This is a genomic window from Alcanivorax sp. REN37, from assembly GCF_041102775.1.
In the GTDB taxonomy this organism is placed as follows: Bacteria; Pseudomonadota; Gammaproteobacteria; order Pseudomonadales; family Alcanivoracaceae; genus Isoalcanivorax; species Isoalcanivorax beigongshangi.
The window spans coordinates 44,857-68,582 of the sequence record NZ_JBGCUO010000001.1 but is presented as its reverse complement, the minus strand read 5'-3'; the positions used below and the strand labels follow the sequence as shown (position 1 = coordinate 68,582).

Below are 23,726 nucleotides of genomic sequence, written 5' to 3'. Positions count from 1 at the left end.
AGGTTGGAAGGCGCATGGTGGCGATGGCGCCGCGGCTTGTCAAAGCCCGCTCCCTGACGGCGGACGTTGTTCGGCGCGCCGCAGCCGCTCCGGTGCTAAGTGGTCGATTGGCGGCGTCTGGCGCCCGTAGCTGCGGGTGCGGCTGCGCTCCCGTGATACCGGGTAGTCGTGCAGTACCCAGTGGCGCCGAGCGCGGGCTCGCCAGCGCAGGGCCAGATCAATCAGCGGTCGCCAAGATGGTGTCGGAGCGCGGGCGCCAATAGCGGCTAAAAAGCGGGGATCGTCGTCGAACAAGCTGTATACCACCGGCGCCACGCGGCTGCGCAGCGGGCCCGGCAACCAGGCTTCCATGATCGCAATGGTGCTGGCCGCCACTCGCGCGCTAGCGGGGTTGGCGACAAAGTGCTGTTGGCAGTAGCGCTCCACCCAATCATCAAAGTCGGCGCGGGTGGTCGGCAGACCAGTAAGGCCCATGCGTTGGCCCACTTCGAGCCAGAACACCAGCCAAGCCTGCTGCTCATGGGCGGTCATCGGCCGGGCGCTCCAGCGTTGGGTCCAGCGGATCGGAAACGCAATGAAGGTCCACAGCGTGAAGATGAAGTCGTCCATGGCAATACGATAGTGGCTGTGGGAGCGGTTGATGCGCGTCAGTGCCGCTGCGCCGTCGCCGTGCTCATAGCCGCATTCGAGCAGATAGGCGACCAGCAGTTGGGTGTCGTCGTAGCGTTTCTGGCCATGGCGCTCAAACTCGCCGGTACGGTCCAGCAATGTCGCGATCGGTTGGCTGGCATAGGTGTAGAACAGCGCCAGTTCCAGCGCCCGGTTGAAGTCCCATGGAAATTCATAGGCGCTGAGCAGGTAGACGATGCGCTGACAGTCGCGTTCGGCATCCAGGCTGGCGATTTCGGCAGCCACCGCCGGGTCCGGGCGCAGCCCAAAACGTTTGCGATAGGTCGGCATGGTGATCTCCTGCGGGTCACGGAGCCTTGATGCTGCGGGCTGTCATCCTTGGGCGGGAGTGCGCAAGCCGTCAGTCGGGGGACTTTTCCGGCCAATCGCGCTCGTGCTGGCGCCGCCACGGCCCCGGTGCCTCACCGGTCCAGCGCTGGAACGCGCGCCGGAATGACGCCACATCTTGGTAGCCGAGCATCAGCGCCACCGACGTCACGGTATGATCCGATTGCCGCAGCAGTTGGCGGGCTTGGCGTTGCAGTTCCTGGTCGCGGAGTTGCTGGTAGCGATGTCCCTCCCGGTGCAAGTGGCGGGTCAGGGTACGCGGCGCCACATGCAGGGCGCGGGCAATGTCTTCCAGCGGCCAGAGCCGGCCAGGGTGTTGGCGCAGCAAGGCGGTAACGCGGGTTTGCCACTGACTGAACGGCTGCTGCGGGGTTTGTAACTGCTCACACAGCGCGAGCGCGTGCGGGTGCAGCAGCGGGTCGTGAAGCGGGTTGGGGTGCAGCAAGGCGCTGCGCTGAATGCGCAGTTGATGCGTCGGCTGGCCGAAACGCGGCGTGATCCCGAGCAGGGCGCGGTAAGCGTCGGCGTGGTCGGGTGGCGAGAACGCCAGCGACAGCTGCGGCGTGCCACGTTCGCCGATGAAGGTGAGTGCCGAGGCTAGGAGCACCTCGATCAGGAACCGCCCGACGGCGTCCATCGGCAGTTGGCTGTGGACCTCCAGCGTCACCCAGTGGTCGCCTTCGCTGACGTGGGTGGTGAGTACCGGCACGCGCAATTGGCCGAAACGGGCCATCACCCGGAATGCCTCCAATGGCGTCGGCGCCGTGGCCAGCGCCATGCCGATGGCGCCATGGGCTGACAACGGCATGCGGCAGCCAATCCAAAGCCCCAACGCCGGCTGGCGCTCGAACGCCAGCGCATTGCGGATCAGCCGGTACTGGTCCGCTGCCGACACCGTGTGAGACAGCGACAGCAGATCGTCCGGGGTCAGCGCAGTACCGGCTAACAGCGCCGGCAAGGTATCGCCCGTCAGTTGCAGCTCATTGGCCAGCAGGCGCGAGTAGGTGGCGGGAAAACCCGCCGATTGGGCAGCATCGGTCATGGCAGAGCAGTCCCCGGACGGTGGCAACAGACAGCGGCAACCGGGTGCACCAGGCACCCGGAATCAGCATGCCCGCTGGCGTACAAGCCGTCACTGACCGGCTTTACACGGCGGGTCAATTCGTGGCCAGCGCCCGGATCGGGTACCCTTCCAGGCCGATCATCTGCAAACAGGAGTGCTTCTTGCTCAGCGATTCATGGATCAATACCGACCCTTGCGACATGCTCGGCATGCATTTGGACGTGCCGTTTGTGCCCACCGACGAGCGTATTGTTGACGCCATGCTCGATCTCGCCGGCGTCGACCACGAAGACGTGCTGTTCGATCTCGGTTCCGGTGATGGCCGCATCGTGGTGGCCGCCGCCCACCGTTTTGGCGCCCAAGCGGTGGGCGTGGAAATCGACCGCAACCGCGTCACCATGGCCAACGCCTACGCGGTACAGATGGGCGTCGAGCACCAAGTGTGCTTCCTCGAAGGTGACCTGTTCGAATTCGATTTTGCCCCGGCCACGGTGGTGTCCATGTATTTGCTGCATGGCGTCAACCTGAGCTTGCGCCCGCGGTTGCTGACCGAGTTGCAGCCCGGCGCACGCATCGTTTCCCACGCGTTCGACATGGGCGACTGGCGCCCCGACCGTAAGGTGAAGGTGCGTGGCTCGGCGCTGTTTTTGTGGGTGGTGCCGGCGCAGGTGGCCGGCGACTGGCAGTGGCGTGATGACGACGGCCGCCAGTACCGGCTGGCGCTGACCCAGCACTATCAGGAAGTGTCCGGTGAACTGTGGATCGACGAGCAGCCGGTGCCGCTGCAACGGACGCGGCTGTGGGGCGATCTGTTGGAGTTAGTGATTCAGCCGCCTGGCGCCGATGAACCGCTGTCGTTGGTGATGCACTGCCAGCCGCTGGAATGGCGCGGCGTTGGCACTCACCAAAACGGGGTACGGGTCGAGCGCCTCGCCGCCTGATCCAGCGCTGTAGCGCGGTCACTCGATGTTCTGGACTTGCTCACGCATCTGCTCGATCAGCACTTTCAATTCCACCGCCGCTTGGGTGGTGTCGGTATCAATGGACTTGGAGGCCAGCGTGTTGGCCTCCCGGTTCAGCTCCTGCATCAGGAAGTCCAGCCGCCGGCCAACGTGACCGCCCTGCTTCAACGTGCGGCGCACTTCTGCCACGTGGGCTTCCAGCCGGTCGAGCTCCTCGGCCACATCCATTTTCTGCGCCAGCAATACCAGTTCCTGCTCCAGACGATCTTGGTCCGGCTGTGCCACGACTTCTTCTACCCGCCGCTGCAGTCGTTGGCGCAGCGCTTCCTGGATGCGCGGCAGCGCCGCCCGAGTGCGGGCCACTTGTTCGGTCACGCCCACCAAACGGTCTTCCAGTAGCTGGGCCAGCACCGCGCCTTCGCGAGCACGTTGCTCGACCAGTTCGGCCAAGGTGGCATCCAGCAGTGCCAGCGCCGCCGGCACCAGGCTGCTGAAGTCCTGCTCCGGGGTTTGCAGCACGCCGGGGTAGCGCAGGATGTCCGCCGGGTTAATGGCAGCGGTGGGGCCGAGCACCGCACCGATCTGGTCCAGCGCGTCGCCAAGCTGTGCCACCAGCGCGGTGTCGATGTGCAGCTGGTTGCTGGCGCTCTGCTGCTGGTAGCGCAGGCCGATTTCGACTTTGCCGCGGTTCAGGTGCACCCGGCAGCGTTCACGCAGCGGGCCTTCCAGTTCGCGGAAGGCGTCCGGCAGGCGTGGCGTCAGCTCTAGGTAGCGGTGGTTCACCGAGCGGATCTCCCAGACCAGGGTGGTGTGGTCATGGTGTGCATCACGGCGGGCAAAGGCGGTCATGCTCTGGATCATGGGCGGCTCCGGTGGCTGGCAAAGTGCCTGAGTCTACCGGCTGCCCCGGCCAGCCGCGAGCCAGCGCCGCCCCGGTGGTGCTGTGCTAGACTTGCGCCCTTCCCTTTCTTGAATCAGGACACAGGAGCCAGCATGCGTCCCTCCGGCCGTGCCCCGGCGCAATTGCGCGATATCCGAATCACCCGTCAATACACCATGCACGCCGAAGGCAGTGTGTTGGTAGAATTCGGCAACACCAAGGTGCTGTGCACCGCCTCCGTCGAAGACGGGGTGCCGCGCTTTATGAAAGGCCAGGGCAAGGGCTGGATTACTGCGGAGTACGGCATGTTGCCGCGGTCCACCCATACCCGTAATCAGCGCGAAGCGGCGCGCGGCAAGCAAGGCGGCCGCACGTTGGAAATCCAGCGCCTGATCGGCCGTTCACTGCGTGCCGCGGTGGACGCGAAAAAGCTTGGCGAGAACACCATCCTGATTGACTGTGATGTGCTGCAGGCCGATGGCGGCACCCGCACTGCGTCCATCACTGGCGCCTGCGTGGCGATGGTTGATGCCCTCACCTTCCTGCTCAACGCGCGCAAGGTGAAAGAAGACCCGCTACTGGGTCTGGTGGCCGCAGTGTCGGTCGGTGTCGTCAAAGGCGTACCGGTGCTGGATCTGGATTACGACGAAGACTCCAGTGCCGACACCGACATGAACGTGGTGATGACCCAGCACGGCGGTTTCGTGGAAATCCAAGGCACGGCGGAATCCGAGCCGTTCACCTTCGAGCAGCAGCAAGCGATGCTGGCCCTGGCCAACGATGGCATCCGCGACATCATCCGCCAGCAGCAGCTGGCGCTGGGCTGGTAAGGAGCGCTCATGCACGCATACCAGCAGCAATTTCTCGATGTGGCGCTGCAGCGCCAGGCGCTGAAGTTCGGTGAGTTCACGCTCAAATCTGGCCGCGTCAGTCCGTACTTTTTTAATGCCGGCACCTTCCATACCGGCCAAGCGCTGGCGGATCTGGGCCGTTTCTATGCCGCCGCCATCGTTGCTTCCGGCCTTGAGTTCGACATGCTGTTCGGCCCGGCGTACAAGGGCATCCCGCTGGTGGCAGCGGTGTCCATTGCGCTGGCACAGGACCATGGCCGCGATGTGCCCTGGGCGTTCAACCGCAAGGAAGCCAAGGACCACGGCGAAGGTGGCACTTTGGTCGGTGCACCGCTGCAAGGCCGCGCGCTGGTGATCGACGATGTGATCACTGCCGGCACCGCGATCCGAGAAGTGGCGGAGCTGTTCAAGCACAGCGATGCCACCATGGCCGGGGTGGTAGTGGCGCTCGACCGCCAAGAAAAGGGCCAGGGTCAGCGCTCGGCGATTCAGGACGTGGAGCACAGTCTCGGGGTGCAGGTCTGCAGTATCGTGCGCATGGCCGACATCATTGATTACCTGTCCGCCAACGGCCATGCCGAGGAAACCGCAGCGATGCAGGCCTACCGGCAGCAATACGGCGTCTGACAGGGCTCGGGAAGGACGACAGCAACATGACCATGCGTGGGGGGATGGCAGCAGTGTTGCTGCTGTGGACATCGTTGGGCATGGCAGCCCCACCGGCGCCGGCTCCGGTGCCGCCGGGGGCCATGTACCGCTATACCGATGATCAAGGGCGCCGGGTGATGAGCCCGCGCCCGAGTCCGGAGGCGGCACGTTTCGGTTACCAGATCGTTAGCCGCCAAGGGGTAGTGATCCGCACCGTGCCGCCGGCACCCACCGCGGCCGAGTTGGCAGAGCGGGAAGCAGCGGAGGCGGTGGCCGAGGCGCGGTTGGAGCAGACCCGGCGCGATGCCGAGCTGCGCCGGCTGTATGCGCTGCCGGACGACGCCGAACGGGCCCGCGATCGTCAGATCACCGCGCTGCAGCTGAGCATCGACTACGCGCGTAACACCATCAACCAGACCCGGGGCCGGCTCGATCAGGAAACCGCCCGGGCAGCGCAGATGGAGCGGCGCGGCCAAGCGGTGCCGGACGCCACCACCAAAGTAATCGACCGTTACAGCCGCCAGATTGGCGAGCTGGAGCGCGATATCGAGCAGCATGAAGCGGACATCGAGAAAGTGCGGCGGGAATATCAGCCGATCATCGAGCGGCTGCAGGTGCTGGTGGAGACGCCATGAAAAACGCCCCGGAAGGGGCGTTTTTTGTATCAGTCTCGGAACACGCTGGCAGCCAGCAGCGGCCATTGTTCGTTCCAGCCTTGGGTCGGCAATTGCCGGAAGCCCGAGCGCACGAACTGCGCTACCCGGCCTTCCATCACCGCCATCAGCAGGTTGGCGGTCACCGTCGGCGTGGCCGCGGTACGCAGCCCTTCACGGAACTCTGCATCGCGCAGGATCTGCTTGAGCTGGCTTTCCAAGCGGTCGAAGAACTGCTGCACCCGTTGACGCAGGCGTTCGTGTTCGCCGGCCAGCGCATCGCCGGTTAGCAGCCGGGTGATGCCTGGGTTGCGCTCGGTAAAGGTCAGCATCAGTGCTAGCACTTGTTCCACTTGCGCCAGCGTGTCCGGCACGTCTTGGGTGATGCGGTTAACGCGGCTGAAGATGGTTTCTTCGACGAACTGAATCAGCCCTTCGAACATCTTCGCCTTGCTGGGAAAATGCCGGTACAGCGCCGCTTCCGAGACGCCGACTTCACGCGCCAGCCCGGCGGTGGTGATGCGACCGCCCGGCTCCGCTTCCAGCATGTGCGCAAGGGCCTGCAGAATCTGGTCCTTGCGCGAGAGTTTGGTGTCACTCATCGAGGTTGAATTCCCCTGGTCGATGGCTGCTCTCAGCGGGTAATGAGGGTGCCGATGCCGCGGTCGGTAAGGATTTCCAGCAGCACCGCATGGGGCAGACGGCCGTCGAGGATATGGGCGCTTTGCACCCCACTCTGCACCGCTTCCAATGCGCAACCGATCTTCGGCAGCATGCCGCCGTAGATGGTGCCGTCGTCGATCAGCGCTTCCACCCGCTCGGCGGTGAGGCCGGTGAGGATGTTGTCTTGCTTGTCCTTCAGCCCGGCCACGTTGGTGAGCAGGATCAGCTTTTCGGCTTGCAGCACTTCGGCCACTTTGCCGGCCACCAAGTCAGCGTTGATGTTGTAGGAGCGGCCCTGCTCATCGACGCCGATCGGTGCAATCACCGGGATGAAGTCGCTCTTCACCACCATGTCCAGCACCGACACATCGATGCTTTCCACTTCGCCAACCTGGCCGATATCGATCAGGCCATCCGCGCCCACTGATGGGTCATCGCCGCTTGGGCGCAGCTTCATGCGCTTGGCGCGGATAAAGGCGCCGTCCTTACCGGTCAGACCGATGGCGCGGCCGCCATTGCGCTGGATCAGGCTGACGATGTCCTTGTTGACCAGGCCGCCGAGCACCATCTGCACCACATCCATGGTTTCGCCGTCGGTGACGCGCATGCCTTGGATGAAAGAGGATTCCTTGCCGAGGCGCTTGAGCAGGTCGGCAATCTGCGGGCCGCCGCCGTGCACCACCACCGGGTGGATGCCGACCGCTTTCATCAGGATCACATCGCGGGCGAAGGAGTTTTGCAGCTCCTCTGAATCCATGGCGTTGCCGCCGTACTTGATCACGACGGTGGCGCCGGAAAAGCGCTGAATGTAAGGCAGCGCCTCGACCAGAATGCGCGCCGTCTCACCTGCCCGTTGCTGATCCATGATGTCTCCTGATTAAAAAGGCAAAGTCAGTGTCGAATCTTGCTGCTGCAGCAGGGTCCGGAAGCGCGCGCTGATGCGCTCCAGCGCCGCGTTGTCGCGGCCTTCCAGGCGAATGCCCAGCGCAGCTTCAGTGGTGCTGGCCCGCAGCGACACCCAGCCGTCCTCAAAATCCACACGCAGCCCATCAACAGTGGACACGGTGGCGTCGGCGAACAGGTTGGGTTGGCTGGCGAGGGCCGCCACCCGTGCTGCGGCGCTGCCGTCGGGGACCGCAATGCGCAGTTCTGGGGTGGCGGGGCCGGTCCGCAGGCGGGCAAACACATCGTCGGTGCCGACATGCTCCTGTGCCAGCAGCTCCAGCAGCCGGGCGCCAGCATACAGCGCGTCGTCCATGCCATGCCAGCGGTCGGCAAAGTAGAAGTGGCCGCTTTGCTCGCCGCCCAGCCGCGCGCCGGTGTCGCGCAGGCGCCGGATTACGCCGGCGGGCCCAGTGGGGCACATCATCGGGCGCCCGCCCATGCGGCTGACCAGCTTCACCAGTTCGCGGCTGCAGCGCACGTCGAACAGGATATCGGCGCCGGGAGTGCGGCTGAGCAGGTCGCGGGCAAACAGCATCAGCACGCGGTCGGCCCAGATGATGTCGCCGTTGGCGGACACCACGCCAAGGCGGTCGCCATCCAGATCCAGCGCCAGCCCCAAGTCCGCGCCGTGGGCACGCACCGCCTCGGCCAGCGCTTGCAGGTTTTCCGGGCGCGCCGGGTCTGGGTGGTGCTGGGGAAACTGCGGGTCCGGCTCCGCATTAAGCGCGATCACCTCACAGTGCAGCGCGCTGTAAAGCGCTACGGCCAGCGCGGCGGCGGCGCCGTTGCCGGGATCGACCACGACTTTCAGTGGCCGCGCCAGCGCCACGTCATCGACCACGGCACGCAGGTAACGCTCCTGCAAGTCACTGCGGCTGACGCTGCCGGTGCCTTCACTGAGGGCACCACTGGCCCAGCGCTGACCCAATGCCGCCAGCGCTTCCGCCTGCAGCAACTCGCCGGCCAGAATCACTTTCAGACCGTTGACGCTGGCGGCGCTGTGGCCGCCGGTGACCATCACCCCGGTTTGGGTGTCGAGCACCTGCACCGCGTGGTAAAGCACCGGCAGCGGCACCATGCCGAGATCAATCACATCGCGGCCGCTGGCGGTGAGGCCGCGTACTAGCGCCTCAGACAGCGCTGGCGATGAAGCGCGCACATCCCGCGCCACCACCACCCGCTGCTGGCCGGCATCGATGGCGGCCGAACCGATGGCACGACCGAGCGCTTCGGCAGCGTCGGCGGTGAACTGCTCTTGCACCGGGCCGCGCAGGCTGTGGCGACCGAACAGGCGTGGGTCGAGCGTGATGCGGCTGTCCGCTGGCGGCGCTGCGGTGGGGGCGTCGAGTTCTTCCACTTCCGGTGCCAACTCCACCATCGCTGCGGTGCGGGGCGGCTCGCTGTTGGTGATGGCGGGCTCGCTGTCGCGTCGGCGCCGGCGCTCGGCCAAATCGTCCTGCAGCAGCTGGTCCAGTGCGGCCAGCGTCTTGAACCGGAACCGGTGCCGTGGCGGTTGTTGGCCGGTGCGTAAGCGGTGGGCCACGGCGGCGGTATCTTTCTGCACGCCGCCGGCTTGCGCGCGCAGCGTCAGATACAGCACCAGCATCAGCAGCAGCGCCAGCACCGCCATGATCCACAGTGCCGGCGTCGACAGCAGGCCCGGCGCGGTGGCCGGGGCCAGATAGGACAGCATGAAGTCGCCGGCCAACGGCAGTTGATAAAGCGGTTCGCCGCTGCGCTGGCCGAAGCCTAACAGCGGTCGGTTGTCGCTGCGCAGTGACAGCGTCACGCCGCCGCCGCCCCACTCCAGCCGCTGCAACTGGGCCACCAGTGCGGTGAGGTCTTGCTCCAGCAGCACCAGGGTGTTGCCGTCGTTGCTGGGGCCGGCCACTAACACCCGCAGCGGCACCCCCGGCATCAGCACGGGTGCTGTGGCGCCTTTGCGTGCTTTCTGCAGCAGGTCACGGGCGGTAAATGACAGCTCCTGGCGCGGCCGGGTCTCTTGGGGGCTGACCAGATGCACCTGGCTGTCCACCAGACCGGCCGTCAACTGTGCCGCCAACGGCGCCAGTTGCTCAGGTGTCAGCGGGCCGCCACGCAAGGCGGGATGCGCGGTCAGCACCGCCAGTTGGGTTTGGCTGCGTTGCAGCTGGTACTGAATCAGCTGCGCGGCGGGCGCGGTGAGTTCCACCGCCTGTTGCTGGCGTTGCAGCTGCTGGTCCTGGTGGAGCAGCAGCACCAATGCGCTGGCGGCGGCGGCCAACAGCGCCAGCGTGGCGAGTAAGGCAAGAATCAAGTAACGGCGCGGATGCCCGGCATCCGCCCGGCGCGCCGTGGCCGGCCCGGTCTGTGTTGCAGTAGTCATGGCGCTTCCCCCCGAAAGCGTAGGTCCTGCTTGTTATTGGCGACCGCTGTGCCCGAATCCCCCACTGCCGCGGTCGCTGGCGTCAAACTCTTGCACTTGCTGAAGTTCTACTTGCATTACCGGCACGATCACCAGCTGGGCCAAACGCTCGCCCGGCTGCATTTCGAAGCTGCTGGTGCCGCGGTTCCAGCACGACACCATCAACTCGCCCTGGTAATCGGAGTCGATCAGGCCGACCAGATTGCCGAGCACGATGCCATGTTTGTGGCCAAGCCCGGAGCGCGGCAACACCAGCGCGGCATAAGCCGGGTCAGCGATGTGTACCGCCAGACCGGTGGCAATCAGATGGGTGCTGCCTGGCTCGATGGTGAGCGGAGCGTCCAGCATGGCGCGCAGGTCGAGACCTGCGGAGCCGCTGGTGGCATAGGTCGGCAACGGGTAATCCCGGCCAAGGGCCGGATTGAGAATCTTGAATTGCAGGCGCATGGGCAGTCCTAACGTTTGTAACGGATCGCGATCAGTTCCATCAGCTGGTTGGCCAGCTGACGCTTGGCGGCCAATGGCAGCACCTTGTGGCCGCCCTGCCAGATCACGGTCAGAGCGTTGTTATCGCTGTTAAAGCCGACATTGGGGCCGGACACATCATTGGTGGCGACCATGTCGAGCCGCTTGTTCTCCAGTTTGCCCTGGGCATAGGTCAGCACGTCACGGGTCTCGGCGGCAAAGCCAACGGTGAACGGACGCTGCGGATGGGCCGCTACAGTGGCGACAATATCTGGGTTCTTCACCAGCGTTAGCACCAAATCGCCGTCCGCTTTCTTGATCTTGTGCTCGGAGAGTTCGGCTGGGCGGTAGTCAGCCACAGCTGCGGTGGCAATGAAAATATCGCAGCCGGCATCCACCACCGCCATGGTGGCGTCATACATTTCCAGTGCGCTGATGACATCGATGCGGTGCACCCGGTTGGGGGTCGGCAGGCTCACCGGTCCGCTGATCAGCGTCACCCGGGCGCCCGCTTCGGCAGCGGCTTCGGCAATCGCGTAGCCCATTTTCCCTGAGCTTTGGTTGGTGATGTAACGCACCGGGTCCAGCGCCTCACGGGTGGGGCCGGCGGTAATCACCACGTGGCAGCCGGTCAGCGCGCGGTGCTCGAACATGTCGGCCGCCATCTGTACCAGCTGCTCCGGTTCCACCATGCGGCCAAGGCCCACATCGCCACAGGCCTGCGAGCCCGCCGCCGGGCCGAACACCCGCACGTTCTTTTCTTGGATAATCAGCAGGTTCTTCTGCGTCGCCGGATCGGCCCACATCTGTTGGTTCATGGCCGGGGCAATGGCAATCGGGGCGCCGGTGGCGAGGCACAGGGTGCTGAGCAAATCGTTGCCGTGGCCGTGGGCCATGCGGGCCATAAAGCTGGCGGTGGCCGGCGCGATCAATACCAGGTCGGCCCAGCGTGCCAGCTCAATGTGGCCCATGCCGGCTTCTGCTTTGGGGTCCAGCAGGTCGGTATGCACCGGGTGGCCAGACAGCGCCTGCATGGTCAGCGGCGTGATGAACTCCTGCGCACCGGCGGTCATCACCACCCGCACCTCGGCGCCGGCGTTCTGTAGGCGGCGTACCAGATCGGCGCTTTTATAGGCGGCAATGCCGCCGGTCACGCCCAGCAAAATACGTTTGTTGACCAGTCGTTCCATAGTGCCTGTTGCTCATGTGGCTGCGCCGGGGAAAGGCGCAAGCGTAGCACCGAACCGCAGTGGCTCCCAACGGGCCGCCAGCCTGGGAACAAGGAGGAAGTGCCCATGACCATCAAGCATTGGCCGCCGGATGAGCGGCCGCGGGAAAAACTGCTGGGCCACGGCGGCATGGTGCTGAGCGATGCCGAACTGCTGGCCATTTTCATCGGCAGCGGTTGTGGTGGACAGGACGCGGTGACCTTGGCGCGAGGCTGGCTGCAACAGTTCGGATCGCTGCAGGGACTGCTGCGGGCACCGGCGGCAGTCTTGCAGCAGTTGCCCGGCGTTGGGCCGGCGCGCTTGGCGCTGGTGCTGGCGGCGGCGGAACTAGGCCGCCGTTGTGTGCTGGCACAGTATTGCGGTCAGGGCGAGCCGGTGTCGCTGGAGCAGGCGGCGATGATGTTCAGCATCCATCTGGCGCGCAGTGGCAAGGAAACCCTGGCTGTGCTGTTCCTCGACAGCCACCATGCGGCGTTGGCCCTGGAAGATATTGCCGTCGGCACGCTCGACCGGGTGACGGTGTATCCGCGTGAGCTGCTGCGCCGGGCGTTGATGCTCAACGCCGGCGCGGTGATCTTCGGTCATAACCACCCTTCCGGTGACCCGCAGCCGAGCGCGGCGGATGTGCGGGTGACATTTGTACTGGAGGAAGCGCTGGCGGTGGCGGGCATCAAGCTGGTGGACCATCTGGTGGTCGGCGGCGGCCAGTGGGTGTCGATTGCCGCCACCGGCCAGTGGCGACCGCTGACGGAATGAGCCTTTGCGCGCGATTTACGCTTGCCTCGTTCCCGGCGCTCTGGTATAAATCGCCGCCTTAATCCGGGGTTCCGGCTGTTGCCTCATGCCTCTGGAGCACCCCGAGCCACGATTCTGGAGCAAGAGTAATGTCCAAGGTTTGCCAGGTTACCGGTAAGCGTCCTATTACGGGTAACAACGTATCGCACGCGAACAACAAGACGAAGCGCCGCTTCGAGCCGAACCTGCACTTCCACCGTTTCTGGGTGGCGAGTGAAAACCGTTTCGTGCGTCTGCGTGTGTCCTCCAAAGGTATGCGCGTGATTGACAAGGTTGGCATCGACAAGGTGCTCGCTGATCTCCGCGCCAGCGGTCAGAAAGTTTAACGGGAGGCCTTACCCATGGCAGGTAAAGCAGCACGCGAAAAGATCAAGTTGGTGTCCAGCGCCGGTACCGGCCACTTCTACACCACCACCAAAAACAAGCGCACCACCCCGGAAAAGATCGAAATGAGCAAGTTCGATCCGGTGGTCCGCAAGCACGTGATGTACAAGGAAGGCAAGATCAAGTAATCCTGCCTCCGGTACATACCGCAAAAAGCCCGGCCTTGTTGCCGGGCTTTTTTGTGGCCGCAATTCAGGCTCTGGTTGATTAGTGATCGGCCTTGGGGCTTTTTCCACAATCTTTTACAATCGTTTCGTGATCCCTATCACAGCTCCTTGCCTCTGCTGTGAGATTGCAAAAAAGTGCTGATTAGACTGTGACTTACGTGCGCCCTTCCCTCCCATAAGTTGCACTGCTGCGCCTTGATCCAGATCAGTGTTGAGACATAAAGCTGTCATCTGGTCGCGTAAGGATAGGCCGGCCCGCTTGCCGCTATTAGGTAAATAGGATTAGTTTGCGCTGAATTGATGCGTGAAACGCATTAGCCGTGTGAGCTGGGTCACAGGTCGGGGTGTGGCGGAGGAGCGCGATGCAGAAGTCGGGCGGCGATTGGCACGCCCGGGCAGGGTTCTGACAGGACTGTTGCCAAGCGCTACTTACGCTTACGGATTGCGCACAAACCTCACATTGTTGTGAGCACTGCCGCACGCCTAGGATGGCCACAACTGTCCCCTCCGGATCGGGGGCGTGACAACAAAAATGGTTTGAACACCACTTAAAAAGTCGCTTAGGGAGACTGGATCATGAAAAACAAACTGACTGAAATGATGGCGCGTCGTTTTTCCTCCGCGGCGAACACCGCAGCCGGCCGTCAGCGTGGTGCTACCGCGCTGGAGTACCTGGTATTGGCCGCTGTGATCGTTATCGGGCTGTTCATTGCTGGGGCGGTGTTCTGGGGGGGCGGTGAAGGCGGGAAAGGTGTTATCGGTGATGTGTTCTCTGAAATTGGTGACAACCTGACCGGCAAAGTCGGTCCTGGCGAATAAGAACAGACTGTCATGGCGCCGGCGCAGACCGGCGCCATGTATTTCGGGGGAGTCATCATGGCGATCAAACACCAACACAAAGCAGTGCCGCCCAATGCTGGGCAGCAGCGTGGCGTGGTTGTGCTCGAATTCCTCATTTTGTTTCCCCTGATCATCGGTCTGGTCTACGCCGCGGCGGTCTACGGTGTGCTGTTTTCCTGGCAAGTCAGGATGCAGATCGCCGTAGACCGTGCTTCTGCGGCGGCGCTGTGGGTGGAGCGGTCGACCGATCACTCCACGCCAGTGGATGGCGCCGTGGCGCTGGCCAACTTGGCCATGACCGGCGCTGCGGGTCCCGGCGGTGCGCCGGCAGTGGGGCATCTGCCGGAGTTCCTCGGCGGCATCGCCACTCCAGCTTGCGCGCCACACGGTGAATTGATCCGCTGTGCCCTGAAAGTGGAATTGGAAACCGGCGGTTGCGAGGGGGTGCCCGGGGCCATGGCGGTGCAGGAAGGCCCGCGGCAGCTGGGATTCTTTGGCGGTTTTCCGCCCATGCCGGGGTGCTTGAGCGCTGCGGCAACGGTATCGATCTGACCCCTGCCCGTTTTTACCTGACGCATTGTTAACGCACCGCAGAGCCTCCCCAGGGGGCGGCAGGTGCACAGTACTTTGACTGCCACACCCAAGGAGAAGTCATGGGGGCTCGTTGGCTTTACATGCTTCCGGCGCTGCTGCTCAGCGCCATCGCTGTTGTGCTGGCCATCATGGGCCTGGCACGGGAGCCTGCGCCGGCACCGAACCAAGCCGCGCCGGGCATCGTCATGCAAGTGACCGAACAGCAGATCGAGGACGCCCTCAAGCACTCCTACTGGGTGGCCACCCGCGAGCTGGGTATTGGTGCCCAGATCAGTGAGAACGATTTCCGCAAGGTCGGTGTATCGGTACCGCTGGTAGAAGCGCTGCCGTCCGATCAAAGCGTGGTGGGCACTGTGCTGCGCCGCAACGTCCGCGAAGGCGAGATTCTGGCGCGCTCTCACCTGCAACCGGCTAACAAGCTGGCGCAGGTGGTGCCGGCCGGCTACCGCGCGGTGGCGATCGCCATCGACAACGTCAGTGCCGTCGGCGGCTTCCTGAAAGCCGGCGATCTGGTCGACATCCTTGCCCACTTCCGCAATGGCGGTGACGACGACCGTCAGCCGACCGCCATGGTGGTGCTGTCCAGCATTGAAGTGCTGGCCGTGCACGGCCGCATGGAAGAGCCCTCCACCGAAGATGAGCGCCAGCAGGAGCAGCAGCGTGGCCGTAACGCCACGGCAGTGCTGGCGGTACCCCGTGAAGACCTGTCGCGGTTGATGCTGGCCGAGGCCAACGGCGCACTGCGCTTGGCGCTGGCCGGTCAGGGCCGTGAACACCGCGACGGCGATGAAACGGAAACGGCCACCGCCGATGGCAAGCCGTCGTCCGCTGATGCCGCCGCCGCACTGGCACGATTTGAAGATCTGTTCCCGAAAAAGCAGCGCGCTCCGGCCCGTCCGGCGGCACCGCGCGGTGATCGGGTCGAAGTGTTTGAGGGATCCAGCTCGAGGAGCACGTATGTACATTGATCAACGCATGACGCACGCATGTCGTCATACCGCTGCACCGGCGCGTCGTTGGATGTTGACGATGCTGTTCGCCCTGCTGGCATGGCTGATGCCGTCCGCAGCGCTGGCCCAGAACCCGATGGACAGTGTCACCCGCATGTCGCCCGGCGAGCAGCAGGTGCTGATGTTCCCTGGCAAGATCACTCGAGTCGCCACGTCGGAACCGGGCGTGACCGGGGTGTCGGTGTCCACCAGCTCCGAGCTGCTGCTGACCGCTAAAGCGGAAGGCACCTCGATCCTGTCGGTGTGGATCAACGGCATCAGTGAACCGCAGCGCACCACCGTGGTAGTGGCGGCCACCGCCGGCGAGCGGCTGCCGTTCGGCACTCAGGTGCAGACCGATATCCGCATTTTGGAAGTGTCGCGTACCGAGCTGAACGCACTCGGCTTCGAGTACTCGCACATGTTTAACGGCACCGAAGTTGGCATCAAAGCACCGTCCGGCGGCGCCGAAGGCTTCAACCTGTTCCGCGTTGGCAAGAATTCCAACTTGGTCATCAACGCACTGGAAAGCGGTGGTTTTGCGTACACCCTGGCTGAGCCGTCGCTGACCGCGTTGAGCGGCCAGACTGCGACCTTCCTGTCCGGTGGTGAATTCCCGGTCCCGTCCCGTGGTGGCTCAGGCAGTGATTCCATTCAGATCGAATACAAGAGCTTTGGTATTGGCTTGGCGCTGACCCCGACTGTGGTCAGTGGCGACCAGATCATTCTGCGGGTGGCGCCGGAAGTGTCCGAGCTGGATTACTCCGCCGCCGTCAGCACCGGTGGCGTGTCGGTACCGGGCCTGCGAGTGCGTCGCACCGAAACCACAGTGGCGTTGGCGCCGGGTGAGACCTTCATCATTAGTGGCTTGGTCAGCCGCAATACCGTCAATAACAGCGATCGCCTGCCGGGCCTCGGCAACCTGCCGATTTTGGGCGCGTTCTTCCGCTCCACCCGCATTGAGCGGCAGGACAAAGAGCTGGTGATGGTGGTTACGCCGCACATCGTATCGCCGAAGGCCTCCAGCATGCCCCCGGGCACGCTGCCGGGCGCGGGATACCACGAGACCAGCACCGGCTGGCTGGACATGATGACCGAGACCCGGCGCGGATCGCAGCCGGTGCGCCACGGCCTGAGCTGGTAAGTAGGAGACGCTGCATGGTGGACGAAAACATGCTCGCCGTGATCGACGACGCTGGCACCGAAGCCTGGCTCGACGCGGCGCTGCAAGGGACGGCGCGCTACGAAAAGGTCAGCAGCCAAGATTTGGGGCGGGTGATTCGCCTGCTCGAAGCCACCGGCGCCAAGGTGGCGCTGGTGGAGTTGTCCGATCGCAGTGCCAGCCAAGCGCTGGCAGTGATCACCGCGCTCAGCAATGCACGCCCGTGGGTGACCATCGTGGCGTTGTGCCGAGTGTCCGATCAGGAGCTGACGCTGGCGTGCATGCGCGCCGGTGCCCGCGATTGCGTAGTGGTCGGTGCTGATGGCCAAGAGCTGCGCGATCGTCTGCGCCAGCACCAATTGCTGCGTTCCAGCGCGTGGCGCGACCAGATGGAATCACGGCTGCGCAACCTGACGCTGGTGGCGTCGGTGGGTGCGCGCATGGACACCCAGTTCTTTGCCCAGAACCTGGCGGTGGCGATGGCGGCGCAGAACGCGTCCGCCAAAGTGCTGGCGGTGGATGTGTACAGCACCGGTGACCAAGTGTTCCACCTAGAGACCCACAACAGTTTCGATCTCAGCCAGCTGCTGACCAGCCCGGACACGCTGGATGAAAACCTGATCCAGACCGCGCTCGATGAATACCGTCCGGGCCTGCGGGTGCTGGCCGGCGGCGGCGACCAAGAATTCCTCGGTGACCGGGGTGCGGATCTGTTCATCGCCTTGACCCGCTTGATGTCGATGTTTGATCGCATCGTGCTGAACGTGGGCAACGTGCGCCAAGCGGACTGGATTCAGTCCATCGGCGTGCATGTGGCGGAACTGATCGTGGTAGCCAACCAGGAAGTCGGCCAGCTGCGCGCGGTGCGTGAGGAAGTGGCCAACTGGCGCGCGTTCCTGCCTAGTCAGTGCCAAATCTTGGTGGCGCTGGATGGCTACGAAGCGTCGCTGCCGCCAAGCGTTTCGGAAGTGGCGGAGAACGTCGGGGCCGGGGTCGCCGCCACGCTGCCGCTGGAATGGAAGGGGCGCCTGGAGGCCATCAACATGGGTGTGCCGTTCGCCGAAACCATGCCGCGCAGTGGTTACAACAAAGCCATGAACCAGCTTGCCCAACGGCTGCTGGGGCAGGGGCACAACCTGGAAAAGAAAAAGCGCGCGCTGTTCGGCTGAACAGCGGCGTGGGGACGCGTACAGCGCGATAAGGAGAGGGTGTGGCGGGGCGTATCGACGACGAGTACCAGCTGCTGAAGGCGCAGACGCACCGGCGGGTGGTCGACAAGCTTGATGAAGACGGCATCGAAGTGGCACGCAGCAACCGCCAGCGGGTGGAAGAAGCGGTCAGCCGCGCGGTGCACCAGTACCTGAGCGAGCACCGTATTCCGCTGTCCAGCCAAGACATCACCCAGCTGGTGCGCGACATGGTGGACGAAGTGATGGGCTTCGGACCGCTGGAAGTGCTGCTACGCGATGGCCGCATCAACGACATCCTGGTCAACGGCCCGGACAACGTGTTCGTGGAAGTCAGTGGTGTGCTGCAGAAATCCTCGGTGCGCTTCATCGACAACGATCACGTGCTGCGCATCATCCGCCGCATCTTGGCGCCGCTGGGTCGCCGGCTCGATGAAGCTTCGCCGATGGTGGATGCGCGCTTGCCGGATGGCTCGCGGGTGAACGCTATCATCCCGCCGCTGGCGCTGGACGGCCCGTCCATTTCGATCCGGAAGTTCAACCGCCACCACTTGATGGCGGAAGACCTGATTCGCTCCGGCGCCATGACTGAGGAATGCCTCAGTGTGCTGATCAGCGCGGTGCAATCGCGCAAGAACATGATCGTCAGTGGCGGTACCGGTACCGGTAAAACCACCATGCTGAACCTGATCAGCCAGTACATTCCGAAAACCGACCGCATCCTCACCATTGAGGACTCTGCGGAACTGGTGCTGAACCACCCGCACGTGGTGCGGCTGGAAACGCGGCCGGCCAACACCGAAGGCAAGGGCCGCATCAGCGCCCGCGAGCTGGTGGTGAACGCGCTGCGGATGCGGCCGGACCGCATCATCGTTGGTGAGGTGCGCTCTTCCGAAATCATCGAGCTGCTGCAGGCCATGAACACCGGCCACGAAGGCTCCATGAGTACGCTGCACGCCAACGGCACCCGTGATGCGCTGGTGCGGATTGAGACGCTGCTGGCGGTGAGTGGTTACGAGGCCAGTGAGCAAGCCATCGCGCGCCTGATTACCTCGGCCCTGGACGTGATTATCCAATTGGTGCGGTTGCCCAATGGCAAGCGGATTGTCAGCGAAGTGGTGCAGTTGCAACCCACTGAAGACGATCCGTACCACATGATCTACCTGTACCGGAGCCAGCATGAACGCTGAATTCATGCTCGCCGCGGCCCGCAACCTGGCGATTGCGGCGGTCATCCTGTTGCTGCTGCAGCTGACGTGGTCGGTGTTACGCCGCCGGGCGCAGATGAAGGATGTGGTGAACAACCGGTTGACGGCGAGCCATGAGCAGACCGGGCTGGTGGACAACGGCCAAGGCATTGCCATGGGCCGCTTCGACCGGTTGCTCTACAAAGCCGGTATGAACCTCACCTACACGCGCCTGGCGACGCTGATGATGGTGGTAGCCACCTCAACGCTGTTTGTTGGCGCGCTGTTCGGCTGGGTGATGGCGGTGTTGGTGCCGGTGCTGGCACTGGCACTTGGCGCTCTGCTGTGGAAAGTGCGTTACGAAAAACGTCGCCGCACCATTTTTGAATCTTTGCCGACCATCATCGACGAAACCATCCGCGGTATCGATGCGGGGCGGTCGCTGGAAAATTCGCTGGTGGATGCGTTTCGTGAAGCGCCGCCGGTGTTTGAGCGGGTCACGTTCCGGTTGCGCAGCGCAGTGGATTCTGGCCGCGATTACACCCATTTGATGGACGAATTTGCCGAAATTTATGACGTGCCGCCGCTGGTTTTTGTGGCGGTGGCGCTGCGCACCTCGTCGCGCTTCGGTAGCTCGGTGCGGGCAGTGCTGAAGGAAGTATCGCGCTCGCTGCGCGCCCAGCAGGAGCTGCGCCGCGAGTTTATGGCGGCGACCGCCGAGACGCGTTTCACCGCCGCGGCGTTTGCGATTATGCCGCCGGGTCTGGGGGTAGCGATGGTGGCGCTGAACAAATCGTTTCGTGACGTGCTGCTGCACACCTCCACTGGCCACATGCTGCTGGGTATTTCCCTGGCGCTGATTGCGTTGGCGGTGGTGGTGATCTTCCGCATGGTGCAGGGGGTGGGACGTGGCTAGTGCATGGATGGCAGTACTGTTGGCGCTGGCAGCGGTGTGGCTGGCGCTGGTGCAGAGCCGCCGCTGGGGTAACCGGCGCCAGGTGCTGCGCCGTCTGTCCGGTCTGCAAGCTGGCGATGATCCGCAGCGCAGTCTGGCGCTGGCGGGCGTGTCATCACGGCTGACGTCGCTTGGATTTGTGCAGGACGACTATCGTGAGATGAGCACTGCGCTGAGCGCCACCGGGCGCAGCTCGGAACAGATCCAGAACACCTACTTTATTGTTTGCTGGCTGGTGCCGGTGTTCGCGGTGCTGGCGGCAGCGCTGATCTGGGGCGGCTTGGCGGCGCTGATGGCGGGGGCGCTGTTCTTCATTGGCAGCCGTCGCTATGTCCGCGGGGTCGCCAAACAGTCCTGTTTCCAGCAGAACCTGGAAGCCATCGAGCTGGCGCAGGTGATGAAGATGTTGCTGGAAGCGGGCCTGTCGATTGAGCGTGCGTTTCGCATCGCGGCGCTGCAGGCACGGCCGTTGATTCCGACGCTGGTATTTCGGCTGGAGCGGTTCAACCGTCTGATGGATTCCGGGGCTGACCGAGGGGCGGCGCTGGAGGACATCAACCAGGGGCGTGACATCCCCATGTTGCACAACCTCACCCGACTGCTGAAACAAGCCGGGGCATTGGGCGGCGGCATTACCGAAAGCATCGAGCAAATGATCCAGGAAGCGCACGACATGGAGCGCAGCCGGGTGAAGGAACAAGTGAACAAACTGGGGGCCAAGATGACGGTGGTGATGATGGCGCTGATGATGCCGGCGCTATTCCTGATCATCGGCGGGCCGGCGGGTATCAACATTGTCCAGGCGTTGTCGCGTTAACGTTCGGCGGGAGATCACACACATGAACTGGAAAACCACGGCAGTCCTTGCCCTGACCCTGATGGCGGTGAGCGGTTGCGCACAGCGCCCGGCCGATGACAACAGCTCCCTTGGTCAGCGCGTGCTCGACTCTGTGAACTGTGCAGCCAAGCCAGCACCGGAAGAGCGGGTCGACCTGGAAATGGTCGATACCCTGACCGCCAGCGACCGCTACTACGCTGCTCTGGCACAGCTGCAGCGCACGCCGCAGCGCAACCCAGAATATTGGCATCGCTACGGCCAGTTGCTGGCGCAGACCCGCGATTACAGCGACGCGGTGGACATCTTCGGCGCCTTGATCACCAAGTGCGACAGCCCGGAGGCCTACCACGGTCTTGGCGTGTTGGCGCTCAAGCAAGGCAACGTACGCAGCGCCTTGGCGAATCTGGAAAATGCCAGCAAGCGGCTGCCGGCGTCTGCCAACGTGCGTAACGACTACGGTTACGCGCTGCTGCTGGTGGGTGATTACGGCAATGCCCAGCGCCACCTGCGCACCGCACTGGAACTGCAGAACGGCCGTGGTCCGGCGCGCCAGAACTTGGCAGTGGCCTACATCTTGGCTCATGACGGTGCTGGTCTGACCGACTTCCAGGCCCGCTTTGCGTTCTCTGAGAGTGAGCTGGTCCACGCCCGCGAACTCGCGGCACAAATGAGGAAATGACCATGTTGAAGCTGACCCCGGCCGTTGTCCTGCTCGGCTTTTCCGCCGCCGCCCTCGGCCAGCAATTTGAGTCCGGTCTGTCCGGCAGTGTGATCGCGCCGAAGCGCGAGACCGTCACCGATTGGCTGCTGGAGCAACAGCGCAGCATGCCGGCTCCCACCGAAAGCGAACTGCCGGCCTCGCTGTATGTGGACAGCCAGCGCCGCATCGCCAATACCTTCTCGACGGCGGTACCGGATAGCCTGCAGGAAAAAGCCAACTCCACCCGAAACACCAAATAAGGCGACGCCAGCGGGAGGATCACCGCCATGCCAACACTGCATACACGTACACACCAGCAGGGGTCGGCAGTGGTATGGACGATCATGCTGCTGGTCATCGTCATGTTTGCGGCGTTGGTGGTGGACGGCAGCGGCCTCTACCGCCAGCAACGCATGATGCAATCGATGGCCAACGCCTTGGCCACTGAGCTGGCCAATGACGCCAAGGCCTGCGGTGGCTCGCTCGCCGACGACACCCCGCTGGCGTTGAGCGCCAGTGCTCAGCAGCTGCTGGCGAGCCGCTTCGGTGATCAGGATCTGGCTGGCATGCAAACCACCGCCATGCGCACCTTGGTGAGCTCCACCGGTGGCCAACATCACATCGAGCCGGTGGGCCATTTCGCCCAGAGCAATGCTGTCACCGTCACCCTTAAGCAGCCCTATACCGGGCTGTTGATGTTTGTGTTTCCGGAGCTGTCGGCGGCCGCCACCGCCCGCAAGGAAGTGCTGGCGTCGTTCTCCTCTGATGCACGCACGCTGACGCTGGACACCAGCCAATCACAGCTGTTGTCGCTGGTATGGAGCGACATCCTCGGTGTACCGACGCCGCTGCGGCTGGAGCTGTTGGATCTGGATGCCTTGCAGCGGGTGATCGTTGATGTGGACGCGCTGCTCACCTCGCTGCCCTTGGCGGGTGAGGCACTGGACACCATCCTCGGTTCGGAGATGCTGGCCAGCACGGTGTTGCAGGCGCTGCGGTCGGTGGAGTCGGTGGCGAATTCCGGTCTGGCGCCGCTGATCGATGAAGTGCTCCGTGGCGCGAATATCGATACCAACATCCGTTTGCGCGACCTGATCGATGTGGTGGGCGCCGGCAACCGAGTGCCCGGTGCGCGCATTCCGGCGTTGCAGTTGGTGAGCGGCATCATCATGGATGTCGGTAAATCCCTGAATAAGAAAGTGCACTTGAGCTTGGACGGCCTGAATGCCGTCACCGGTCCGCTCAATAGCCTGCTGGGCGGGCTGGGATTGGTGGAGATCGACCTCAAGGCACTGGAAGTGGAGTTGGACCTCGACCGCCCGTCGACCCAGGTCACCGCACCGGCGCGGCAGGACGCCAACGGCAGCTGGCTAGGGCAGACGCGCGGCGGCGACATCGCCCTCAAAGTCACCACTAACCTGTCGGCCAAGGTGCTCAACTTGGGATTGATCCAAGGGGTGCGGCTGGATATCGCGTTGCCGCTGATGGTGGAAGTGGCCAACGCCAGCGCCAGCTTCACCAGTGCTGAGTGTGCGCGCGGCAATAGCAACGAAGTACGGCTCGGTTTCCAGTCGTCGCGCCGTCTGTTGGATTTGACCGCGATGGTGGATGTCGGGGTGGCGGTGCTGGGCCCACTGCTGGGCGTCGATGTGGACGTCAAGCTGGGCCCGGTGCCGCAGCAACAGGGCAGTGGCCGTGAAATGTGGATCAACGGCTATGACCTGGAAACCGGGCAGGTGAACCACATGCTGCCGCCCGGTTGCAGCACCACCAATGCTGGCATCGTGTGCGATCTGCCTGACCAGCTGGAGCTGGGGGTGGCGGCGTTGCTGGGCAGTCTGGATCTCGACGTGAAAGTGAAAGTGCTTGGGCTCGATCCGCTCGGGCTGCTGTCGGCGTTGCTCTCGCCGGTGAAGCTGCTGCTGGTGCCGCTGCTGAGCAATGTGGTCGGCGGTCTGGTGGAAGGAATTGTGAACAGCGTGGTGCAGCCGTTGCTGCAGGCGTTGGGAGTGAACCTGGTGGCGGCTGGCTTGACCATTGCCGGCGTGTCCCAGCCCCAGGTGGTGTTGTTGGAAGGTTGTGGCGTGGGGATCTGCGCGCTGTAACCGCAGGAATCGGTGGCGTCGGGAGACGTCACCCGCAGGATGC

The 23,726-nt window shown here is 63.9% G+C and carries 26 protein-coding genes; 18 read left to right on the top strand and 8 right to left on the bottom strand.

From position 1 onward, the window contains the following. Window positions 1-39 precede the first annotated feature (39 nt). Together AB5I84_RS00315 and AB5I84_RS00310 are read right to left on the bottom strand one after the other, a co-directional pair. Entirely contained in the window at window positions 40-960 is a 921-nt protein-coding gene (locus AB5I84_RS00315) for an oxygenase MpaB family protein (RefSeq protein ID WP_369453833.1), read from the bottom strand. 70 nt (window positions 961-1,030) lie between these two features. Continuing rightward, the gene (locus AB5I84_RS00310; RefSeq protein WP_369453832.1) at window positions 1,031-2,059 is read right to left on the bottom strand and encodes an AraC family transcriptional regulator ligand-binding domain-containing protein; all 1,029 of its coding nucleotides are present in this window, start codon (window positions 2,057-2,059) and stop codon (window positions 1,031-1,033) included. Window positions 2,060-2,241: 182 nt separating this feature from the next. Between AB5I84_RS00310 and AB5I84_RS00305 the strand changes: the two genes are divergently transcribed. After that, window positions 2,242-3,021 (top strand): class I SAM-dependent methyltransferase, encoded by a 780-nt coding sequence (locus tag AB5I84_RS00305; RefSeq protein WP_369453831.1) that lies wholly within the window; start codon window positions 2,242-2,244, stop codon window positions 3,019-3,021. Window positions 3,022-3,039: 18 nt separating this feature from the next. Here AB5I84_RS00305 and AB5I84_RS00300 read toward each other — a convergent pair whose 3' ends face one another. Continuing rightward, window positions 3,040-3,903, bottom strand: coding sequence for a YicC/YloC family endoribonuclease (locus tag AB5I84_RS00300; RefSeq protein ID WP_369453830.1), 864 nt, complete (start codon window positions 3,901-3,903; stop codon window positions 3,040-3,042). A 132-nt stretch (window positions 3,904-4,035) separates the two neighbouring features. On the opposite strand from AB5I84_RS00300, the gene rph reads away from it, so the two are divergent. From rph to AB5I84_RS00285, 3 genes are read left to right on the top strand one after another with little or no spacing between them, the layout of a single operon-like run. After that, window positions 4,036-4,752: a ribonuclease PH gene (gene rph, locus AB5I84_RS00295; RefSeq protein ID WP_369453829.1), complete on the top strand. Its 717-nt coding sequence runs from the start codon at window positions 4,036-4,038 to the stop codon at window positions 4,750-4,752. A 9-nt stretch (window positions 4,753-4,761) separates the two neighbouring features. Then, the gene (gene pyrE, locus AB5I84_RS00290) at window positions 4,762-5,400 is read left to right on the top strand and encodes an orotate phosphoribosyltransferase (RefSeq protein ID WP_369453828.1); all 639 of its coding nucleotides are present in this window, start codon (window positions 4,762-4,764) and stop codon (window positions 5,398-5,400) included. Between the two features lie 26 nt (window positions 5,401-5,426). After that, window positions 5,427-6,056 (top strand): hypothetical protein, encoded by a 630-nt coding sequence (locus AB5I84_RS00285; RefSeq protein WP_369453827.1) that lies wholly within the window; start codon window positions 5,427-5,429, stop codon window positions 6,054-6,056. 29 nt (window positions 6,057-6,085) lie between these two features. Here the strand turns inward: AB5I84_RS00285 and slmA are convergent, their stop codons facing one another. The 5 genes from slmA to coaBC are packed head-to-tail and all read right to left on the bottom strand — an operon-like array spanning window position 6,086 to window position 11,741. Continuing rightward, entirely contained in the window at window positions 6,086-6,676 is a 591-nt protein-coding gene (gene slmA, locus AB5I84_RS00280) for a nucleoid occlusion factor SlmA (RefSeq protein WP_369453826.1), read from the bottom strand. A gap of 32 nt (window positions 6,677-6,708) precedes the next feature. After that, on the bottom strand, window positions 6,709-7,602 hold the full coding sequence (argB, locus tag AB5I84_RS00275) for an acetylglutamate kinase (RefSeq protein ID WP_369453825.1): 894 nt from the start codon (window positions 7,600-7,602) through the stop codon (window positions 6,709-6,711). A gap of 12 nt (window positions 7,603-7,614) precedes the next feature. Beyond that, window positions 7,615-10,047 (bottom strand): phosphomannomutase/phosphoglucomutase, encoded by a 2,433-nt coding sequence (locus AB5I84_RS00270; RefSeq protein WP_369453824.1) that lies wholly within the window; start codon window positions 10,045-10,047, stop codon window positions 7,615-7,617. A 33-nt stretch (window positions 10,048-10,080) separates the two neighbouring features. Continuing rightward, a complete protein-coding gene (gene dut / locus AB5I84_RS00265) occupies window positions 10,081-10,533 on the bottom strand; it encodes a dUTP diphosphatase (RefSeq protein WP_369453823.1) in 453 nt (150 codons plus the stop codon). A gap of 8 nt (window positions 10,534-10,541) precedes the next feature. Continuing rightward, window positions 10,542-11,741 carry a bifunctional phosphopantothenoylcysteine decarboxylase/phosphopantothenate--cysteine ligase CoaBC gene (gene coaBC / locus AB5I84_RS00260; RefSeq protein WP_369453822.1) on the bottom strand — a complete coding sequence of 400 codons (1,200 nt, stop codon included), beginning with the start codon at window positions 11,739-11,741 and terminating at the stop codon, window positions 10,542-10,544. Between the two features lie 105 nt (window positions 11,742-11,846). On the opposite strand from coaBC, the gene radC reads away from it, so the two are divergent. From radC to AB5I84_RS00190, 14 genes are all read left to right on the top strand, one after another. After that, window positions 11,847-12,536: a RadC family protein gene (gene radC / locus AB5I84_RS00255; RefSeq protein WP_369453821.1), complete on the top strand. Its 690-nt coding sequence runs from the start codon at window positions 11,847-11,849 to the stop codon at window positions 12,534-12,536. Window positions 12,537-12,664: 128 nt separating this feature from the next. Beyond that, window positions 12,665-12,901 carry a 50S ribosomal protein L28 gene (gene rpmB, locus AB5I84_RS00250; protein WP_369453820.1) on the top strand — a complete coding sequence of 79 codons (237 nt, stop codon included), beginning with the start codon at window positions 12,665-12,667 and terminating at the stop codon, window positions 12,899-12,901. Window positions 12,902-12,916: 15 nt separating this feature from the next. Next, a complete protein-coding gene (rpmG, locus tag AB5I84_RS00245; protein WP_369453819.1) occupies window positions 12,917-13,087 on the top strand; it encodes a 50S ribosomal protein L33 in 171 nt (56 codons plus the stop codon). 615 nt (window positions 13,088-13,702) lie between these two features. Next, the gene (locus tag AB5I84_RS00240; protein WP_369453818.1) at window positions 13,703-13,945 is read left to right on the top strand and encodes a hypothetical protein; all 243 of its coding nucleotides are present in this window, start codon (window positions 13,703-13,705) and stop codon (window positions 13,943-13,945) included. A gap of 57 nt (window positions 13,946-14,002) precedes the next feature. Continuing rightward, window positions 14,003-14,518 (top strand): TadE/TadG family type IV pilus assembly protein, encoded by a 516-nt coding sequence (locus tag AB5I84_RS00235; protein WP_369453817.1) that lies wholly within the window; start codon window positions 14,003-14,005, stop codon window positions 14,516-14,518. A gap of 101 nt (window positions 14,519-14,619) precedes the next feature. Next, window positions 14,620-15,528, top strand: coding sequence for a Flp pilus assembly protein CpaB (cpaB, locus tag AB5I84_RS00230; RefSeq protein WP_369453816.1), 909 nt, complete (start codon window positions 14,620-14,622; stop codon window positions 15,526-15,528). Then, a complete protein-coding gene (locus AB5I84_RS00225; RefSeq protein WP_369453815.1) occupies window positions 15,518-16,693 on the top strand; it encodes a type II and III secretion system protein family protein in 1,176 nt (391 codons plus the stop codon). The genes cpaB and AB5I84_RS00225 overlap by 11 nt, the downstream gene beginning before the upstream one ends. 14 nt (window positions 16,694-16,707) lie before the next feature. Further along, entirely contained in the window at window positions 16,708-17,880 is a 1,173-nt protein-coding gene (locus tag AB5I84_RS00220) for a CpaE/TadZ family protein (protein ID WP_369453814.1), read from the top strand. Window positions 17,881-17,921: 41 nt separating this feature from the next. Further along, window positions 17,922-19,088, top strand: a complete 1,167-nt coding sequence (locus AB5I84_RS00215; protein ID WP_369453813.1) for a TadA family conjugal transfer-associated ATPase — start codon at window positions 17,922-17,924, stop codon at window positions 19,086-19,088. Then, window positions 19,078-20,001, top strand: a complete 924-nt coding sequence (locus AB5I84_RS00210) for a type II secretion system F family protein (RefSeq protein ID WP_369453812.1) — start codon at window positions 19,078-19,080, stop codon at window positions 19,999-20,001. The genes AB5I84_RS00215 and AB5I84_RS00210 overlap by 11 nt, the downstream gene beginning before the upstream one ends. Window positions 20,002-20,008: 7 nt before the next feature. After that, window positions 20,009-20,857 carry a type II secretion system F family protein gene (locus tag AB5I84_RS00205; RefSeq protein ID WP_369453811.1) on the top strand — a complete coding sequence of 283 codons (849 nt, stop codon included), beginning with the start codon at window positions 20,009-20,011 and terminating at the stop codon, window positions 20,855-20,857. 22 nt (window positions 20,858-20,879) lie between these two features. Continuing rightward, window positions 20,880-21,557 carry a tetratricopeptide repeat protein gene (locus AB5I84_RS00200; RefSeq protein WP_369453810.1) on the top strand — a complete coding sequence of 226 codons (678 nt, stop codon included), beginning with the start codon at window positions 20,880-20,882 and terminating at the stop codon, window positions 21,555-21,557. 2 nt (window positions 21,558-21,559) lie between these two features. Further along, complete coding sequence (locus AB5I84_RS00195) at window positions 21,560-21,838, top strand: hypothetical protein (RefSeq protein WP_369453809.1); 279 nt, start codon at window positions 21,560-21,562, stop codon at window positions 21,836-21,838. 27 nt (window positions 21,839-21,865) lie between these two features. After that, window positions 21,866-23,683, top strand: a complete 1,818-nt coding sequence (locus AB5I84_RS00190; RefSeq protein WP_369453808.1) for a pilus assembly protein TadG-related protein — start codon at window positions 21,866-21,868, stop codon at window positions 23,681-23,683. The last annotated feature ends 43 nt before the right edge of the window (window positions 23,684-23,726 follow it).